This is a genomic window from Vibrio sp. SCSIO 43086, from assembly GCF_051132235.1.
GTDB classification, from domain to species: domain Bacteria; phylum Pseudomonadota; class Gammaproteobacteria; order Enterobacterales; family Vibrionaceae; genus Vibrio; species Vibrio diabolicus.
Map to the genome: position 1 here is coordinate 1070947 of NZ_CP072678.1, position 17520 is coordinate 1088466.

The window sequence follows — 17520 nt, forward strand, 5'->3', positions numbered from 1 at the left end:
TTTTCCTTGTTAGAAGTTGTATTTCAAACCGACACGGAAACGAGGAACATATTCATCTTTAAACTCTGAGCCGTCACCCTTGTGCGTGATCGCCGCGATAGCGAAGAATGGAATCACGCCACTTTCTAACTTGGTGTATTCGCCTTTAAAGTCGATCAGCTGATCATGACCTTTGTCTTTCCAGCCACCTTCACCGCCATGAATATCTTTGTACTCCGCTTCTACGCCAAGCTTGCCCCATTCAAACTTACGGTTTGCGTAAAGGTTGAGCTGGTTGTAACGCGAGTCGTCCGTGTTTTTGTACCCATGACGAATACGCGCAGCGACATCCCACTCGTCATTGATTTTGTACGCGCCAGTCAAGTTGTACTTGAACACTGACGCACCCGATGGGCTGGCATCAATGTTAATGCCCGGCGTTAGAGAGAAATTGTCGGTCGCTTTCCAACGGTAGCTCACGCCAGTTTCATGGCCTGCATTGCCCATGTGACCATCTTTGTAGTTCCATTTTGCTTCCACGCTAAAACCGATTTGGTTGTCGAAACGGTGAGAAACGTAAATACGATCTCGATGTTCGTCACCATCACGATCAGGCACATATTCATGACGAATATCCACCGATGCGGCAGCCGCTAAACCAGAAGTCATTGCAAGTAAGAGTGCAGAAGTAAGGTATCTAACTTTCATTTTGAAACACCATTTTATTTTATAATAAATATTGTTTTAATATATTCATTATTACGTACTGATAAAGTTCTTATCGGTATTTTTGTGATCTTTAAAACGGTGTTTTAATTTTTTCGTGAGCTATGACACATGACTTTATTGGATTCGATGATCGTAATGATCTATCTGCTCTTTATTGGGATCGCTGCGTGGCTATTTCGCCGCTTTTCCACCTCGTCGAACGACTTCCTTCAAGGTGGAGGAACCATGATGTGGTGGATGGCTGGCGCGACCGCATTCATGACGCAATTTTCAGCGTGGACGTTTACGGGTGCCGCAGCCAAAGCGTATGAAGATGGCATCAGCGTGATGTTCATCTTTTGGGGAAATGCGTTGGGATTTTTCGTCGCGGCAGCATTTTTTGCGCGTCGCTATCGAAGGTTACGCGTAGAAACCGCCATGGAAGTGATTCGAGTGCGGTTTGGCCACACATCAGAACAGCTATTCACATGGTTAAGCTTTCCGCTGACTTTGATCGCCTGTGCTATTTGGATGAATGGATTGGCGTCTTTTTTCTCTGCTGTTTTTGCCATTGAGATGTCGACCACCATTCTCGCTATGGGGGTGGTCGTCACTTTGATCGCCGTGAGCGGAGGCGCGTGGACGGTGTCTGTGACGAATGTAATTCAATTAATTTTGCTGATCGCCATTACTCTAGTGATCGGCTATACCGCACTGCAACGCTTTGACTCACCAAGCGAAGTATTTGCGCACGCCACGCCAATTTATGGTGAACAGATCAGGATGCCGTCTCTGTTTGTGATGTGGGCGATCGCCATGCTGCTGCAACAAACCATGAGTAATAACCACACCTTGAGCTGCTATCGCTTTCTGACCACCGCCAACGATAAAGACGCCACCAAGGCCGCATTCGTTGCTGGTGTGCTGTTTGTTTTTGCCCCTGTACTGTGGTTTATGCCAGCGTGGTTCGTGGCAGCACAAAACATCGATTTACTGGCGATCTATCCTGCACTAGAGCAGAGTGCGAACAACGCCGCTTATCTTTACTACATCCAGCATTACATGCCTCAAGGTTTACTCGGATTGGTGATGGTGGCATTGGTGGCCGCGACCATTGCGCCGCTTTCATCAGCACACAACCGCAACGCTGGCATTGTGGTCAAAAGCCTCTACCAAGTGTGGTTCAACCCAAATGCGACCAGTCGCCAGCAGTTGATGGTTGGAAAAATTGCGACGATAGTATCTGGCGTATTAGCCACGGTCACAGCTTTGCTGCTGGCGTCTGTTGAGTCGTACAGCTTGTTCGACATGATGATTGTGTTCGCGGCGTTCATTCAGATGCCAATCAACATCCCATCTCTGCTTGCACTCGTCAGTTTGAAAACACCAAACTGGTCGGGGTGGGCCACCGTTATGGTCGGATGCGCAGTATCGCTCTTTATGATGTTTATCTTTGATGTACAGTGGCTCTCTTCCTCGCCATTAACGCCAAGAGAAAACAAAGACCTGTCCGTGGTCGCAACGCTTGCCGTTCATTTACTGGTGACGGGAGGATTCTTCCTGTCTACTCGGGTCTTTTATGCCAAAGAGCCACCATCAATCCAGCAAAGTCGCACCGCACTTTCGATTCAACTAACCACACCGATCAGCGACGAGGAGCTGTCCCCTATCAATCATAAGCAAGGACTTTATGTCGGCTCCATCACAGCGTTGGCGGGCATGTTACTGATTCTTGCCGGCGTCGTGTTAGTGGGCTCTTCTCAATCCATCTTTGTCGCAATTGGCTGCATTGTGTTGCTGTTTAGCTTGTTCCTACTACAACCTACCCAGCACTCTAAACGTGCTTGGCAGAAACAAAAAACTAAGTAAGTAAATGGGTAAGTAAACCGTATTGGGCGCGTTGTTTTGTGTCGCGCCTAGTGGAAAGCTGGCTTTTAACTCGCCAAAACTGCACATAAAAAAACGCCTACGGTGGAGCCGCAGGCGTTGGCAAATTGCTCAAAAGATCGTTCGACTATCTACGATAGTTCTCGGTGCTAACCGGGGTGAGGAATTATTCGATAATTCCCGCAACTTCACGAACCAGCTTCGCCAGTTCATCCCATTGCTCGTTGTCAATCAAATCGCCGGGTACCATCCAAGTACCACCACACGCTAAGACTGAAGAAATAGACAAGTAATCTTTAACATTGCTTGGGCTCACGCCACCGGTTGGCATGAATTTTACAGGGTAAACCGCAGATAATGCTTTTAGCATCGCGACGCCGCCTGACGGTTCTGCTGGGAAAAACTTCAGCGTACGCAGACCCATTTCCATTGCTTGTTCAACCAAGCTTGGGTTGTTGACACCAGGGACGATGGTCACGTTACGCTGTTGGCAGTATTTCACTGTAGTTGGGTTGAAACCTGGGCTCACAATAAAGTCCACGCCCGCATCAATCGCTTCATCCACTTGCGCGCTTGTCAGCACAGTTCCCGCGCCAATCAGCATCTCTGGGTACGCTTCGCGCATGTTTTTGATCGCTAAAGCGGCATCTTCAGTACGGAACGTCACTTCAGCACATGGCAGGCCATTTTCAATCAGCACCTGTGCCAATTTCACTGCCTTGCCTGCGTCTTTGATCGCGATAACAGGGACTACTTTAATTTCTGAAAGTTGTTGGTTCAGATCTTTCATTTCATCGTTCCTTAAATAGTTGGCATCGCTTGGCTTGGAATGATCGCGCCGCGATGTTGAATAACCGTGCCAGCCACTTTGTGGCCAGCAAGCGCAGACTCAGCAACGTCTCCGCCTAAAATTCGTTTTGCAAGATAACCCGCACTAAAAGAATCACCCGCCGCCGTGGTATCCACCACAGCATCAACCTTCAAGGCCGCAACGGTGTGTTGTTGATCTTGTGTTACAACAAAACAGTCGTCCGCGCCACGTTTCACGATGATCTCTTTCACGCCAAAGTTTTTCGTACGGCTGATCGCTTCATCTTCGTGCTTATCTCCCCACAGCATGACCTCGTCATCGAAGGTCAAAAATGCCATGTCGGTAACGCTGAGGATCTTTGAGTAAAAATCACGAGCTTGCTCGATGTTAGGCCAGAGCTTAGGGCGGAAGTTGTTATCGAATGCGATTTTCACACCTTCTTTACGGCACATTGTTAGCAGCTCAATCAACATCTGACGACAATCGTCCGAGATGATCGCCAAGCTAATACCACTCAGGTAGATCATTTGATGCTGACAAAGATCTTTCACCAACGACAGCAATGCTCGCTCACGCAACCAGTATTTTGCCGCCGCATCATTACGCCAGTAAAAGAAGCTACGCTCGCCATCTTCGGCGGTTTCAATCGCGTAAATGCCTGGCAATTTATCTTCAGAAAGGTAGACCATGTCCGTATTGATCCCCTCTTCACGCCATGCCGTTAGCATTTCACGACTAAACGGATCATGTCCTAATCCCGTCACATACGAAGTTTCGACCCCGTGTTGTTTGGTTAGACGAGAAAGATACACCGCGGTATTGAGCGTATCACCGCCAAAACCTTGCTGTAGCACGCCGTCATGTTTTTTAAGCTCCACCATACATTCGCCGATGATGGCGACACGACTGATTGGGTTCATGGGAAGTCTCCTCAGTATTTGATGTCGCCATTATTGCAATTACAAAACCAGTTAACAATAAAAATAAAACAACGGTTCATTTATTTCGTGAACTTGATCTATCTGCGTGCTTTCTCGGTCAGATTTTGTAGCCATGCAGAGAGCAATTGCGGCCACGCCGCGACAGGCAAACCTTGCGCATCGCGAATACCAAAACCGTGTTTACCTTGCTCAAACAAGTGCATTTCGGTCGCGATTTCGTGCTGGCGAAGTGCTTGCCAAAACACGATGCTGTTTTCCACGCTCACGGCAGTATCGTCACTGGCATGTAAAAGAAAACAAGGCGGCATGTCTGACGTCACCTGTTTTTCTAGCGAGAATCGGAGAAGGTCAGATTCACGTTCCAAATTAGCCAGTAACTCGGCACGCGAGCCCATGTGCGCAATGTCGGTGTTCATACTGATCACCGGGTACATCAAAGCGCAAAAATCGGGCTTGGCAGATACACGGTCCGCCTCATCTTGAAGAGGATAAATATCCAATGCGTGACTCGTCGCTAAGCTCGCTGCAACGTGTCCGCCAGCCGAGAAACCTAACACACCAATCGATGATAAATGAGACGCCAAAGGCAACTGACGCACCAAACGCATTGCTCGCTGCGCGTCCGCCAGTGGCGTCCAAGCTCCAAATTCATGCCCTTCATTTGGCATGCGATAGGTCATCACAAACACGGTAAAACCTGCTTGGTTCAACACGCGTGCGCTGTCCACCCCTTCTTTATCCACCGAGACTCGCTGATAACCGCCACCAGGCATCAATAAAATACCCATCCCGTTGGATTGCTCTGGTTCAAACACGACAATTTCGGGATGCGTGATCTCAAACACTGCGCGATCTGGTAACAGCTCGTTCGGATTTCTTTCTTGATAACTTTGCACCAGATGGGAGGGGATTTGAGGCTCAGACCACAAAGGCAAAACGAGATGCTCAGGAAACCAAGTCTGTAGTGAAGTAATCGGCGCAACGTGCATGGCATTCTCTCCGGCTTAAAAACAAAAAAAGCCAGCACAATGGCTGGCCTTAACCTATTTCCCGATAAAATGAGTGCTTAGTCTAGTAGCGACTTCACATATTCTGCAATTTCAGGTACTTGGCAGTGCGCGAAGAAACACTCTTGGAATTGCGTGCTGCCTACTGCAGTTTTCACTAGCTCTTGGTCGATAGCACGTAGACCTTCAACCACGTCTTTTGCTACCGCTGATTTCACGTTGTTTAGGATAGCTGCGTTCGCTTGCTGAGGTGCTGCTCGCTCAATTGGGTAACCTTCGCCGCGCTTGCCTGTGAACGCTTTTTCGAAGATGTAACGAACGTTCAATTCACCCGCCCAACCAAAACCTTTCGCAAATGCTAGAGAAATCGCGTTGCCGTTATTGATTTGGTTGAACAGGAACGCGTCTGATGGCTCTAGGCAGTAACCACAAACAACGCCAGGGTGTAGGTTGCAAGACATCAATGCACCTTGGCCAGTACCACAACCAGTTACCACGAAGTCCACAGCTTTTGAGTTCAGCAGAATGCTCGCCATGATACCTAGGTGAATGTAAGTTAGGTGATGGTCGTTTTCATCCGTCATACCAACGTTGAAAACATCGTGACCAAGGCCACCTGCTACTGAGTTAAGCTCGCCAGCCACCATTGCGTTTTTCGCTGCTTGGCTGTTTTCCATCATTAGTGCAATTTTCATGTGTTACTCCTGCGGAAACTCCGCATTCAAATTTCAATTCTTAAACAAAATCTTTGCGCATTGGGGTGAAAGTATCGATAAGTACACCCGCTTTCAGACAAACGCAGCCATGCTCAATGTTTGGCTCTTTGTACATAGTATCGCCCGTTTTGACGATTTTTTTCTCATCACCGATGGTGAATTCAAACTCACCAGAAAGCACGTAAGTCAGCTGCTCGTGCGGGTGTGAGTGCATCGCACCAATTGCACCTTCTTCAAAGTGCACTTCTACCGACATCATGTTGTCGCTGTGTGCCAGTACTTTGCGTGAAATCCCTTCGCCGAGATCTTCCATCGGAATGTCTTGGTTAAATACGAACATGGTTCACCTAATAACTTGATTGATTAATCATGGATTCTGATTGCTGACGATGTAAGCGATAAATCGTCAATAAATTCATCACGATCACGGTCATTTCTAACAGCGTTCCACCAATGGAACCCACCAGAATATTATTGGTTAGCCAGCAAGACGCGCCGAGCAAAAAGCCAATGCGCATCCTGATCCCTGACAAGCAGAACACCGAGTATGTACCAATCACCGTCCCGATAATCGGCCATAAATCACGCCATTGCTCTGCTACCCAAAAGCCACTGACTAAACTGATCACAATAAAGACAGCAGCGACTCGTTTCGACGAGACAAAAATCGCCGTGGTCGTTCTGAGCGCCGACAGCAATGCGCTCAGCGCAGAGACCATCGAACCCAGCAATAAAAAGTGGAGAAGATGATTGAGGTTAAAAATCAGCATCAAGATTTTTAGGTGCCTGTCATTCTTCTGGTAGAAGACGGAGAATCCCAAACCAAAACTAATAAACCCTAAAGCTTGCGCTAATATCGTGGTATCCACCATCACCTTCTCGCAACTCGATTAGCGCGCTAGCCAGCCACCATCTACTGCGATGGTGTAGCCGTTGATGTAATCCGCAGCTTTAGACGCTAGGAATACACAAGGGCCAGCTAGATCTTCTGGCGTACCCCAGCGAGCAGCAGGAATACGGTCTACGATTTCTTTGTTGCGCTGTTCATCGGCACGCAATGCCGCGGTGTTGTTGGTTGCCATGTAACCCGGAGCAATCGCGTTTACGTTGATGCCGTGGCTTGCCCATTCGTTCGCCATTAGGCGAGTCACACCCATTACGCCACTTTTAGACGCAGTGTAAGAAGGCACGCGAATACCGCCTTGGAAAGAAAGCATTGATGCGATGTTGATGATCTTGCCGCCTTCACCTTGCGCGATGAACTGTTTTGCAACCGCTTGAGACATAAAGAATACAGACTTCACGTTGATGTTCATTACGTCATCCCAATCTTGCTCAGAAAACTCGATGGCGTCGTTACGACGAATGATGCCCGCGTTGTTCACTAGGATATCAATGCGACCAAGTTCGGTTACTGCGCGGTCAACGATAGTTGGGATGTCGTCTAGTTTCATTAAGTTAGCGCGGATATCGACGAACTTACGGCCTTCAGCCTCTACTTTCTCAATCGTTTCTGTTGGTTCGCTGATGTTTACGCCAACAATGTCACAGCCCGCTTTTGCTAGACCAAGCGCCATACCTTGACCAAGACCAGTGTCACAACCAGTAACAATGGCCACTTTTCCCTCAAGGTTAAATGAATCAAGAATCATGTCGTTTTCCTCAATAGTAGGTAATGTCGTGATTTGGCGTCTTGGCCATGTCACTTTGTATGCATTCATCCTGACCCAAAAAGAAACTGTTTGCAATTTTTTTTGAAAAGGCGTTTTAAAAATATTGATTGCGATCTTGTTTTTCCGGATTCTTTAATTGCGCGGTTTCAAATTTTTGAAAAGGCATTTTAAAAATACTGGTTCTTAAATTTTTCAGCGATATAATGCAGAAAACTAAGAATGAAAGGGGCAACAATGGAAAAGTCGACTCAGCCTGAAGCGGTTTCGTCAGTACTTAAGGTTTTTCATATTCTTCAAGCACTTGGTGAACAGAAAGCCATCGGCGTTTCAGAGCTTTCACAACGTCTAATGATGTCGAAAGCGACTACTTACCGTTTTCTGCAAACCATGAAATCGCTCGGTTACGTGTCTCAAGAAGGCGAAGCGGATAAGTACTCTCTAACACTTAAGCTGTTCGAGTTGGGCGCAAAATCGCTTGAGTACGTCGATCTGATCGAACTGGCCGACAAAGAAATGCGCCACATTTCAGAACAAACCAACGAAGCCTTGCACCTTGGTGCGCTGGATGAAAATGCCATCATTTACATCCACAAAATCGACTCTGGCTACAACCTACGCATGCAATCGCGCATCGGTCGTCGCAATCCGCTCTACAGTACTGCGATTGGTAAAGTGCTGCTTTCTGAGCGCGATGAAAGCTTCGTTCGTGACGTATTGAGCGATGTCGAGTTCATTAAGCACACAGAAAAAACATTGGAAAACACCGATCAAGTGCTAGAAGAATTGGCGAAAGTGCGCGATTTCCACTATGCAGAAGATAACGAAGAGCAAGAACCAGGTCTTCGTTGTATCGCTGCGCCGATTTATGACCGCTTTGGTCAAATCATTGCTGGCTTGTCTATCTCATTCCCAACCATCCGTTTCGATGAAGAGAGAATGGAATATTACGTCGGCTTACTGCATCAAGCAGGTAAAAACATTTCTGAGCAATTGGGTTACCACGATTACCCGGCATAATCAGAAACAAGAGGCAGCCGCGAGGCTGCTTTTTTTGCCACTTAGAACAATGTTGAAACACCGGTTCATTTTAGAGGTAAACCATGGGCACATCCGTCACTCCAAACATCTTCGACTTTTTAATCAAAATTGACCCCTTTGATAAACTGCCAGAACCTGTGGTTGAAAGCATCGCCAACTCCGTCAAGGTCAAGTACCTCGTGAGGGGCGAAACCATCGGTTTTAGCGCCTTGTGCGATCAACGTTACCTCTACATCATCCGAACCGGCGCCATTGAACAGCGAACGCCTAACGGCGAACTGCGTGCGCGCCTTGGGCAAGATGACCAATTTGGTTTTACTTTCCTCGACCCACTCGAAAATGCCGAAGATGGTTACCAAGCGGAAGCGATTGAAGATTCATTGCTCTATTTGATCCCCCATTCTGAGCTAAAACTGGTCAGCGAAGAACACCCAGAATTTGCCGACTATTTTGCCGCCCAAGCCAATGTGCGCTTGAGTTCTGCGGTGAAGTACGTTTGTCGGAAAGAAGAAAAAGGGCTGTTCTTTCGTACTGTTGGCGAGATCGCCAGCGAAAACATTGCGATTGTCGATGTGAACGACTCTATCCGCAGTGTGGCGCAAACCATGTGCGGCAAACAACGCAGCTCCTGTGCCGTTGTGATGAAAGAAGGCGAGATTATTGGCTTAGTCACCGACCGAGATATGACGAAATCGGTCGTCGCGCAAGACATGGATACCAATCAGCCCATTGCCGACGTGATGACGCCAAACCCTGTGTTGATCGAAGACGATGCTAAAGTGATTCAAGCCATTTCCTTGATGCTGCAATACAACATTCGCTGTTTGCCCGTGGTACATGGCAAGCAAGTGAAAGGACTTCTAACGACAACACATTTAGTGCATAACCACCGCACGCAGTCTTTGTTCTTAATTGAGAAAATCAAATACGCGAGTTCACTCAATGCGCTGGCGGCTTTGAAAGAAGAACGTCAAACCATTTTCCAAGCGTTGGTGGAAAGCGGTGTGAGTGCGGAAATTCAAGGTCGAGTGATGTCGATGATCATGGACGCTTTCACGCGCCGCATCATCCAGCTCAATGAAGAACTGTTGGGCCCACCGTCGTGTGATTACGCGTGGTTGGTTGCAGGCTCTCACGCCCGTAACGAAGTGCACATGCTGTCGGACCAAGACAGTGCGATTGTGCTTTCCGATGACGCCACCGAAGAACATAAACTGTACTTCACTCACCTTGCTATGCGGGTGTGTAATGGTTTAGCGGCGTGCGGCTATCCACTTTGCGACGGCAAGTACATGGCAGCGTCACCAAAGTGGTGTCAGCCAATTCGTCGTTGGAAAGAGTACTATCAGAAATGGGTGGCCAGCCCAGAATACAACAAATTATTGAGCATTAGCGTATTCCTTGAAGTGCGTGCCATTCACGGCAACCGCGAGTTTGTCGACCAAATCCAACAACACTTGCATGATTGCATTCAAAAAAGCCCGAGCTTTATTCCGGCTTTGGTGCGCGACGCGATTGACACTCAGCCGCCACTTGGCATTTTCAACAATTTGGTGTTGGAAAAAGGTGGGGAAAACAGCAACACATTAAACATCAAAAAGTACGCCTTGAATCTGATCATCGATCTGGCGCGTATTTTCAGTCTTGCCGCTGGCGGCTCGTTAACTGGCACAGAAGAGCGTTTTCGCTACGCAGCCCAGCGCGGCACATTGTCGAAAGACAGTGTCGAAAACATCATTGGTGCGTATCGCTTTATTACTCAGGTACGTTTCCGTCATCAACTCAATGCGATTCTGGCGGGCACCACTCCAGACAACCACATCGCACCCGATGATTTCAGTAGCTTTGAGCGCAAGCACTTAAAAGATGCATTTAAGATCATCAGTGAGCTGCAAGATGTCGCGAAACTGAAGTTTGTGAAAGGGGCGTAACCATGATTAAACGTTGGTTTAAGCGGTGGGAAACGCCGCTCTCTCCTGAGCAAAAACGCCAAGCCATTCACGTTATTGACGATTGGCCAATGGTGCTGAAAGACTATCTTCAACGGCCTTTGGTGGATGACTCAACGACCTTGAAGGATTTGAGTTTTGTTGCGTTGGACTTTGAAACCACAGGCGTGGACGCACAAGGCGATAAAATCTTATCGATTGGCGTAGTTGACCTAACGCTGGACGGCATTGATATCGCCAGCTCCAAAGAGTGGTACATTTGTCATGGACAATTCATCAAACCAGAAACAGCGAAAATTAATGGCTTAACTCCGCAAGATCTCGCCAAAGGACTGCCATTGGATGAAGGGATGAATCGGTTGTTGGAACGCATCACAGGAAAAGTAGTGCTCGCCCACGGATGCTGCATTGAAAAAGCCTTCATTCACGCTTATTTTTCCTCTCGCTACCAAGTAGAGGATTTCCCCGCGTATTTTATCGACACTCTGCAAATCGAAAAGCAGTTTAGCTATGCAGGGAAAAGCGGCGTGCACAGCAGTTATCAGTTGGACGATTTGCGCCGCTACTATCACCTGCCGGGGTACTTATCGCACTCAGCCGCCAGTGATGCCTTGGCGTGCGCGGAATTGTTCTTGGTACAAAGTAAAAAACTGACCGCGCTTCCGGATGTCACGTTGCGTCAGTTGATGCGCTGATCACGCCAACTCTTGCGCCAAAAAGTCGATCAATAACCGCACTTTTGGCGACAAATTGCGACTTTGCGGATACAGCGCCCAAATGCCTTCGCGATCGTCGCGGTAATCGGTCAGTACTTCGACTAACTCACCACTGTCTAACGCTTCTTGAACGTAGTAATCCGGCAGCTGCACTAAACCAAGCCCGCGTTTCGCTGCGTCCACCAAAGCAAAACCGCTGTTGCATTTTATCCGTCCCGACACACGTAAAGATTTATCGCGTTTATTTTCCTTAAAGTGCCAATAGTCGACCGAGCCAACCAAGCATTGATGCCGTCCCAATTCCGACAACGTATGTGGCTCACCAAAACGCTCCAAGTACATCGGACTGGCACACACGTAGGTTTGACGTGAGGAAAGACGCTTGGCGATCATGCTGGAATCTTGCAAGCGGCCAAGACGAATCGCCACGTCCACACCTTGCTCAATCAAATCCAGCTTTTGGTTGGTCAGCACTAAATCAAGATCCACACGCGGGTACTTTTCCAAAAACTGATGCAAAAGCGGCGCGAGGTTCATTTCCCCATACGTCACAGGAGCCGTCACGCGCAGTAAACCGCGCGGTTCGGTCTGCATTTGCGTTACGGCAAGCTCGGCCAGTTCTAACCCTTCCACCAAATGTTTACACTGCTGGTAATAGAGTTGTCCGGCTTCAGACAGGGAGACTTTTCGCGTCGTGCGATGCAGCAATTTCACCGCAAGTCGTTCTTCAAGTGCCGATACCCGACGACTGATTTGTGCCACCGATGTTTTCAGCTTAGCTGCTGCTCCGGTAAAACTGTTGGTTTCCGCCACAGCAACAAATTCGCTGACCCCTTCCCAATTCGCCATGCTGTATTCCTGTCGACCTCTTTTAGACAAATAGTGATGAAAATGTTCTCGTCGCGCTACGCTTTGAAAACGTCAGAATTTTACGCGTCAGGCAACGGACGAAGATCGCCATACTGCGCATCAAGCTCAATGCCGAAGTATTCTTTCAATGCATCCAGGTAGGCTTGGCCCGGCTCTAACTCTAATTCTGTCTGCTCACCTTCGCTGGTGTATTTGAGTGTGTAGTTAAGCAATGTCACCAACCCACTTTCTGTTGCTTTCGCCGCGACTCTTGCGCTGGTAAAACGCGAGTGAGGAGAAGTGGAGGTAAAAAAGTTGCCACACGCGATATCACCCGCAAACACAAACTCTAAATCGAAGCTATAAAGGTTATTCCACGTGTCCGTTCCGTCCGTTGACAACACTTGAAGGAAGTAACCAAACTGGGCATCTTCAACAAAGCGGAAGGTTTGTAAATCCGTCTGAATCACTTGGTTGAGGATAAACGGCAATGGCGCGCGCGGCGTATTGGAGCCAAAGCCTACATCGACAATCCATGCTTGTTCATCCAGCGTCACCAACGTGATTTGATGGCTGCGACCTGTCGGCGTCCCCATCACGTGAACACGCCCAAGTAAGCTGCGCGCTTCAAACCCGAGGGTCTTGAGCACATCGAGCATTAAACCATTCAGTTCAAAGCAGTAGCCACCACGGGAGTGATACACGGTTTTTTGAATGATGTCTTCAATCTCAACAGAGATGCCACGCTGCAACGAAATATCAAAGTTCTCAAACGGCAGGCAACGGTGCTGCGCTACGTGAATCTTGTGCAATGACTCCAAATCGGCGGGTAACTCACTCGGCAAACCGAGCTTGGTTAAATAGGCGTTCAGATCCGTCTTATTCATAATCACTCTTACTTATCTGATGGGTTGATTGTTTTCTACTCTAGTCCCTCTACCTAACCTCAGGTCAATCGCCTTTTCCGTTTTCCCTTCTGTTTTGAGGAGGCATCACACTCTTGTTGTCCACTCACTTTAACATTATTACGTATATGTAAAAATCATTTTCAAAATGGACGGATTATCATTTTTATTGAAAGACCTAGAATGGACACCAACAAAACGACGCAGCGCAGGAAGCAAACCTTAACTACGCTTATTACGTCACTCCATATACTGAGAATATAAAGGAAAATCCAATGACTGTTGAAATCAAACCTGGTCAAACTCACATCAAATCCAAGGCAATGGTTGCATGGGCCGCTGGCGAACCACTGAAAATGGAAGAAGTGGATGTACAGCTTCCTAAAGCGGGTGAAGTGCTAGTGCGCATCGTCGCAACAGGTGTTTGTCATACTGATGCGTTCACTCTGTCAGGCGACGATCCAGAAGGCATCTTCCCTTCGATTCTTGGTCACGAAGGTGGCGGTATTGTTGAAATGGTTGGCGAAGGCGTTACCAGCGTTGAGGTTGGCGACCACGTAATTCCACTGTACACCGCAGAATGTGGCGAGTGTAAGTTCTGTAAATCGGGCAAAACCAACCTTTGTCAGGCAGTGCGTGAAACACAAGGTAAAGGTCTGATGCCAGATGGCACAAGCCGTTTTTCTATCAACGGTGAAACCATTTTCCACTACATGGGTTGTTCTACTTTCTCTGAGTACACGGTACTCCCTGAAATCTCGCTAGCGAAAGTAAACAAAGATGCACCACTTGAAGAAGTGTGTCTGTTAGGTTGTGGCGTAACAACTGGTATGGGCGCAGTTATGAATACGGCAAAAGTTGAAAAAGGCGATACGGTTGCGATATTCGGTCTGGGTGGTATCGGTCTTTCAGCGATCATCGGTGCACGCATGGTGGGTGCAAGCCGCATCATCGGTATCGATATCAACGAAAGCAAATTCGATCTTGCAAAACAGCTAGGCGCAACCGATGTGATTAACCCACAGAAATTCGACAAGCCTATCCAAGAAGTGATTGTTGAAATGACTGACGGTGGTGTTGACTACTCATTCGAATGTATAGGTAACGTAAACGTGATGCGTCAGGCACTTGAGTGTTGTCACAAAGGTTGGGGTGAGTCGGTGATCATCGGTGTTGCGGGTGCAGGTCAAGAAATCTCAACTCGTCCATTCCAGCTAGTAACTGGTCGTGTATGGCGTGGCTCGGCTTTCGGTGGTGTTAAAGGCCGCTCTGAGCTTCCAGAAATCGTAAACCGTTACATGGCTGGTGAGTTTGGCTTGCAAGAGTTCATTACTCATACAATGGGATTGGCTGACGTAAACAAAGCGTTTGATCTGATGCACGAAGGTAAGAGCATCCGTACTGTTATTCATATGGATCAATAATGCTACCTCAGGCTCTCCTTTTGGGGAGCCTGAATTCATTCTGTTGTTAGAGAGTTTATTCATGACCATTGAAAATGTAAGCCAGGCCAAAGTGTTTGGCGGTTGGCACAAACAATATACACACGAATCCAAAGCCCTAAACTGCACGATGCGCTTTGCGATTTTCTTACCACCGAATGCCACTAAATCGAACCCCGTACCCGCTTTGTACTGGTTGTCGGGCTTAACCTGCACCGATGAAAACTTTATGCAGAAAGCGGGCGCATTTCGTATGGCGGCCGAGCTTGGCATTGCGATCATTGCTCCGGACACGAGTCCAAGAGGCGAAGGTATCGCTGACGATGAAAACTATGACCTGGGTAAAGGAGCTGGCTTTTACCTTAATGCGACTCAAGCACCTTGGTCACTGCATTACTTCATGTACGATTACGTGACTAAAGAGTTACCAGAGATCATTGAAAGCAATTTCCCTGTCTCAGAAGTAAAATCCATTTCTGGTCACAGCATGGGAGGTCACGGAGCATTAACCATTGGTCTGAAAAACGCAGAACAATATCGCTCAATATCGGCGTTTAGCCCTATCTGTAACCCAGTCCAATGCCCTTGGGGACAAAAAGCCTTTACTGCTTACTTAGGCAAAGATATTGAGAGCTGGAAGCAATACGATGCAAGTGAGCTTCTCAAGCAAAAACCATCACCACTTCCTATTTTGGTTGATCAAGGTGATGCTGATGGCTTCCTTAACGAACAACTTAGGCCAGAAGCGCTGGTTGCTGCAGCAAAAGTTCATGATTCAAACCTGAACTTAAGAATGCAATCTGGTTATGACCATAGCTATTATTTCATCTCAAGCTTTATTGACGATCATCTCAACTTCCATGCGAAGTATTTGTTTGCCTAATTCATAGAAGTAACTTGATGAATTAAAAAATAAAGTCACCTACCTAGGTGGCTTTATTTTTGGTGCGTATTAACATACCAATCTTAAATAACATTGGAATAAAGATAGAGAACAATGTGAGGATGAAATCGGGTTTGCTTATACCTCAATCATTAACCCTTCTAATTCTCATTCACAATACAATTCATCGGTTGAAAATAGGACTAATTTCCATTAAAAATCTGCGAACTGACACGAATTCGTTATAGAGAGAAATAATAACGCATATTTCTGACCTTTTAATTAAGAAGTCACTTAATAACCTTGACGTACAGTAAACCGACAGTTACTTTTCAAACATAACATATTATAAAATCTCATCCGGTTGGCTCTATTATTACAATTACAAATAAAGTACCGCTAGCACCTTTGTCCTAGCTCAGCAAAAAGAATAAAACTCAAAGGGCATATGATGAAAAAGATAGTCGCGCTAGGTCTGTTTTTTGTTGCGCCATTCTTATCTGCAAGTACGATCGTATTTAGCAGTAGCCAACAACCTAGTGTCACATTAAAACTGGAAGAGATTCAATCTTTACCAACCACCAGCTACACAACCACGCTGCCTTGGATCCCTGCTTCTTCTGAATTTCTTGGGGTCAAACTTAGCACGCTCCTCACCCACGTCTATGGCAAAGTGCCAGAACAAGTTGATGTCAGTAGCTTGAATGACTATCACTCGACACTGTCTCGACAAGACATTCTTAGATACCAACCAATACTGGCTTACCAACAAGATCAACACTATATAAAAGTCAGGAATAAGGGGCCATTTTGGGTAATATACTCTCTTAGTCTCTATCCTGAGCTCAACTACAATAAATATCACGCGCAAATGGTCTGGCAAGTAAATGAGATGAAAGCAAAATAATAAGAATGAAGTTATCGGAACCCACCCATCAAAAGCAGAGAGCACCACAATACTCTACAACCAGTAAAATGTTGCTTGTGGTGTTTGCCACTTCTTTGCTTCTCGCAAATGTATTGCTTCTGCAGCAGACACGCGCACTGTCACAAAACTTTAATAATGAGCAAAAACAAGCGACCTGGTTTTTATTCCAACTCTCTAAAGAGCTTTCGGAACTTGTCGGAGAAGCGAGACGAGTCGATGAAAATGTATTAAATATCGAAGGTGCAGAGCTGCAATATGAATTGGCCTGGAGTAGATTCGATTTATTAATTAGTAGTAATGAAGCCTACACTTTTTTCTCTCGAAATAATATGCATCAGTATTTCATTGATCTTTTTGAGGAATTTCAGGGTCTGGAAGCGCAATTAGTTGAAGCAAGAACTGGCGATAGCCAAGCTGCGGCTCAATTTTATCGATCCACTCAAACACTGTACTTAAGCTTGGTCGATTTCGTTAATCAGAACTTTCGCCTAAGCAGCAAAGTCTATGAGGCACAGAAAGGAGAAACGCAACGGTTAATGCAAGCGCAGTATATGCTGTTTGCTACATTCGTTTTGTCGATCCTGTCTCTGACTTATTTCTTTTATCGTGAATCCCATTTCCATAGAAAACTGGCGCTCAGCGACCCACTGACTCATCTTGGAAATCGCAATGCACTATTTATCAACCTGAATGAGCTCACTCAAGAGAAAAGGCCTTTTTCTCTGTGGATTTTAGATTTAAATGGTTTTAAAAGCGTCAACGATACACACGGTCATCAAGTGGGAGATACCGTACTGCGTGAAATTGCTAGACGGCTTAAATCTATGGCGTTGAATGATTTTACCGTCTATCGCATGGGAGGCGATGAGTTCGCCGTCATCCTCGAAGGGGAGCATGTTGATGAAGAAGGCGTTCGTGAGCATATCAATGCGGTATTTGATGCGCCAATACTAAACTCCGACAACGTCGCAACACTATCAACCAGCATGGGCTTAGCCCAATACCCAAAAGACAGTAACAATGTTGACTTTCTTATCAGCATAGCGGATAAGCGCATGTACAAAATGAAATTTCAACGTTAAACGGTA

General features: G+C 46.8%; 18 protein-coding genes. 8 read left to right on the top strand and 10 right to left on the bottom strand.

Going from position 1 to position 17520, the window contains the following annotated elements:
- Positions 1-9 precede the first annotated feature (9 nt).
- Entirely contained in the window at positions 10-687 is a 678-nt protein-coding gene (locus J8Z23_RS21015) for an oligogalacturonate-specific porin KdgM family protein (RefSeq protein ID WP_005482845.1), read from the bottom strand.
- A gap of 129 nt (positions 688-816) precedes the next feature.
- Between J8Z23_RS21015 and J8Z23_RS21020 the strand changes: the two genes are divergently transcribed.
- A complete protein-coding gene (locus tag J8Z23_RS21020; RefSeq protein WP_434635331.1) occupies positions 817-2556 on the top strand; it encodes a sodium:solute symporter family transporter in 1740 nt (579 codons plus the stop codon).
- Between the two features lie 184 nt (positions 2557-2740).
- Here the strand turns inward: J8Z23_RS21020 and J8Z23_RS21025 are convergent, their stop codons facing one another.
- The 7 genes from J8Z23_RS21025 to kduD all read right to left on the bottom strand — a co-directional run bounded on the left by J8Z23_RS21025 (position 2741) and on the right by kduD (position 7701).
- Positions 2741-3364, bottom strand: coding sequence for a bifunctional 4-hydroxy-2-oxoglutarate aldolase/2-dehydro-3-deoxy-phosphogluconate aldolase (locus J8Z23_RS21025; RefSeq protein ID WP_005460834.1), 624 nt, complete (start codon positions 3362-3364; stop codon positions 2741-2743).
- An 11-nt stretch (positions 3365-3375) separates the two neighbouring features.
- Complete coding sequence (locus tag J8Z23_RS21030) at positions 3376-4305, bottom strand: sugar kinase (RefSeq protein ID WP_005482884.1); 930 nt, start codon at positions 4303-4305, stop codon at positions 3376-3378.
- A 98-nt stretch (positions 4306-4403) separates the two neighbouring features.
- Positions 4404-5315 (bottom strand): alpha/beta hydrolase, encoded by a 912-nt coding sequence (locus tag J8Z23_RS21035; protein WP_140284922.1) that lies wholly within the window; start codon positions 5313-5315, stop codon positions 4404-4406.
- A gap of 77 nt (positions 5316-5392) precedes the next feature.
- Entirely contained in the window at positions 5393-6028 is a 636-nt protein-coding gene (locus tag J8Z23_RS21040; RefSeq protein ID WP_005460779.1) for an RpiB/LacA/LacB family sugar-phosphate isomerase, read from the bottom strand.
- 40 nt (positions 6029-6068) lie between these two features.
- Positions 6069-6389 (bottom strand): cupin domain-containing protein, encoded by a 321-nt coding sequence (locus J8Z23_RS21045; RefSeq protein WP_005467181.1) that lies wholly within the window; start codon positions 6387-6389, stop codon positions 6069-6071.
- A 7-nt stretch (positions 6390-6396) separates the two neighbouring features.
- A complete protein-coding gene (locus tag J8Z23_RS21050) occupies positions 6397-6921 on the bottom strand; it encodes a YgjV family protein (protein ID WP_005497706.1) in 525 nt (174 codons plus the stop codon).
- Between the two features lie 18 nt (positions 6922-6939).
- The gene (kduD, locus tag J8Z23_RS21055; protein WP_005482916.1) at positions 6940-7701 is read right to left on the bottom strand and encodes a 2-dehydro-3-deoxy-D-gluconate 5-dehydrogenase KduD; all 762 of its coding nucleotides are present in this window, start codon (positions 7699-7701) and stop codon (positions 6940-6942) included.
- Between the two features lie 255 nt (positions 7702-7956).
- On the opposite strand from kduD, the gene kdgR reads away from it, so the two are divergent.
- The 3 genes from kdgR to J8Z23_RS21070 all read left to right on the top strand — a co-directional run bounded on the left by kdgR (position 7957) and on the right by J8Z23_RS21070 (position 11404).
- Entirely contained in the window at positions 7957-8739 is a 783-nt protein-coding gene (gene kdgR, locus J8Z23_RS21060; RefSeq protein ID WP_005460804.1) for a DNA-binding transcriptional regulator KdgR, read from the top strand.
- A gap of 83 nt (positions 8740-8822) precedes the next feature.
- Positions 8823-10691: a DUF294 nucleotidyltransferase-like domain-containing protein gene (locus J8Z23_RS21065; RefSeq protein WP_434635332.1), complete on the top strand. Its 1869-nt coding sequence runs from the start codon at positions 8823-8825 to the stop codon at positions 10689-10691.
- Positions 10692-10693: 2 nt separating this feature from the next.
- On the top strand, positions 10694-11404 hold the full coding sequence (locus J8Z23_RS21070) for a 3'-5' exonuclease (RefSeq protein WP_140252701.1): 711 nt from the start codon (positions 10694-10696) through the stop codon (positions 11402-11404).
- Here J8Z23_RS21070 and J8Z23_RS21075 read toward each other — a convergent pair whose 3' ends face one another.
- On the bottom strand, positions 11405-12274 hold the full coding sequence (locus J8Z23_RS21075) for a LysR family transcriptional regulator (RefSeq protein ID WP_005464972.1): 870 nt from the start codon (positions 12272-12274) through the stop codon (positions 11405-11407).
- 80 nt (positions 12275-12354) lie between these two features.
- Positions 12355-13161, bottom strand: a complete 807-nt coding sequence (locus J8Z23_RS21080; protein ID WP_025501292.1) for an arylamine N-acetyltransferase family protein — start codon at positions 13159-13161, stop codon at positions 12355-12357.
- A 293-nt stretch (positions 13162-13454) separates the two neighbouring features.
- On the opposite strand from J8Z23_RS21080, the gene J8Z23_RS21085 reads away from it, so the two are divergent.
- From J8Z23_RS21085 to J8Z23_RS21100, 4 genes are all read left to right on the top strand, one after another.
- Positions 13455-14603 (top strand): S-(hydroxymethyl)glutathione dehydrogenase/class III alcohol dehydrogenase, encoded by a 1149-nt coding sequence (locus J8Z23_RS21085; RefSeq protein WP_005391984.1) that lies wholly within the window; start codon positions 13455-13457, stop codon positions 14601-14603.
- A 61-nt stretch (positions 14604-14664) separates the two neighbouring features.
- The gene (fghA, locus tag J8Z23_RS21090) at positions 14665-15504 is read left to right on the top strand and encodes an S-formylglutathione hydrolase (RefSeq protein WP_047009747.1); all 840 of its coding nucleotides are present in this window, start codon (positions 14665-14667) and stop codon (positions 15502-15504) included.
- A 451-nt stretch (positions 15505-15955) separates the two neighbouring features.
- Complete coding sequence (locus J8Z23_RS21095; RefSeq protein WP_005391987.1) at positions 15956-16411, top strand: hypothetical protein; 456 nt, start codon at positions 15956-15958, stop codon at positions 16409-16411.
- 5 nt (positions 16412-16416) lie between these two features.
- The gene (locus tag J8Z23_RS21100; RefSeq protein WP_109169350.1) at positions 16417-17514 is read left to right on the top strand and encodes a GGDEF domain-containing protein; all 1098 of its coding nucleotides are present in this window, start codon (positions 16417-16419) and stop codon (positions 17512-17514) included.
- Positions 17515-17520: the final 6 nt, after the last annotated feature.

What these genes read in the sequence shown, in the direction of transcription:
- J8Z23_RS21050 (WP_005497706.1), bottom strand. Translation starts at nt 6,921, where the DNA reads ATGGTGGATACCACGATATTAGCGCAAGCTTTAGGGTTTATTAGTTTT.
- J8Z23_RS21065 (WP_434635332.1), top strand. Translation starts at nt 8,823, where the DNA reads ATGGGCACATCCGTCACTCCAAACATCTTCGACTTTTTAATCAAAATT.
- J8Z23_RS21100 (WP_109169350.1), top strand. Translation starts at nt 16,417, where the DNA reads ATGAAGTTATCGGAACCCACCCATCAAAAGCAGAGAGCACCACAATAC.
- fghA (WP_047009747.1), top strand. Translation starts at nt 14,665, where the DNA reads ATGACCATTGAAAATGTAAGCCAGGCCAAAGTGTTTGGCGGTTGGCAC.
- J8Z23_RS21085 (WP_005391984.1), top strand. Translation starts at nt 13,455, where the DNA reads ATGACTGTTGAAATCAAACCTGGTCAAACTCACATCAAATCCAAGGCA.
- J8Z23_RS21075 (WP_005464972.1), bottom strand. Translation starts at nt 12,274, where the DNA reads ATGGCGAATTGGGAAGGGGTCAGCGAATTTGTTGCTGTGGCGGAAACC.
- J8Z23_RS21025 (WP_005460834.1), bottom strand. Translation starts at nt 3,364, where the DNA reads ATGAAAGATCTGAACCAACAACTTTCAGAAATTAAAGTAGTCCCTGTT.
- J8Z23_RS21020 (WP_434635331.1), top strand. Translation starts at nt 817, where the DNA reads ATGACTTTATTGGATTCGATGATCGTAATGATCTATCTGCTCTTTATT.
- J8Z23_RS21030 (WP_005482884.1), bottom strand. Translation starts at nt 4,305, where the DNA reads ATGAACCCAATCAGTCGTGTCGCCATCATCGGCGAATGTATGGTGGAG.
- kdgR (WP_005460804.1), top strand. Translation starts at nt 7,957, where the DNA reads ATGGAAAAGTCGACTCAGCCTGAAGCGGTTTCGTCAGTACTTAAGGTT.
- J8Z23_RS21045 (WP_005467181.1), bottom strand. Translation starts at nt 6,389, where the DNA reads ATGTTCGTATTTAACCAAGACATTCCGATGGAAGATCTCGGCGAAGGG.
- J8Z23_RS21015 (WP_005482845.1), bottom strand. Translation starts at nt 687, where the DNA reads ATGAAAGTTAGATACCTTACTTCTGCACTCTTACTTGCAATGACTTCT.
- J8Z23_RS21040 (WP_005460779.1), bottom strand. Translation starts at nt 6,028, where the DNA reads ATGAAAATTGCACTAATGATGGAAAACAGCCAAGCAGCGAAAAACGCA.
- J8Z23_RS21095 (WP_005391987.1), top strand. Translation starts at nt 15,956, where the DNA reads ATGAAAAAGATAGTCGCGCTAGGTCTGTTTTTTGTTGCGCCATTCTTA.
- J8Z23_RS21080 (WP_025501292.1), bottom strand. Translation starts at nt 13,161, where the DNA reads ATGAATAAGACGGATCTGAACGCCTATTTAACCAAGCTCGGTTTGCCG.
- kduD (WP_005482916.1), bottom strand. Translation starts at nt 7,701, where the DNA reads ATGATTCTTGATTCATTTAACCTTGAGGGAAAAGTGGCCATTGTTACT.
- J8Z23_RS21035 (WP_140284922.1), bottom strand. Translation starts at nt 5,315, where the DNA reads ATGCACGTTGCGCCGATTACTTCACTACAGACTTGGTTTCCTGAGCAT.
- J8Z23_RS21070 (WP_140252701.1), top strand. Translation starts at nt 10,694, where the DNA reads ATGATTAAACGTTGGTTTAAGCGGTGGGAAACGCCGCTCTCTCCTGAG.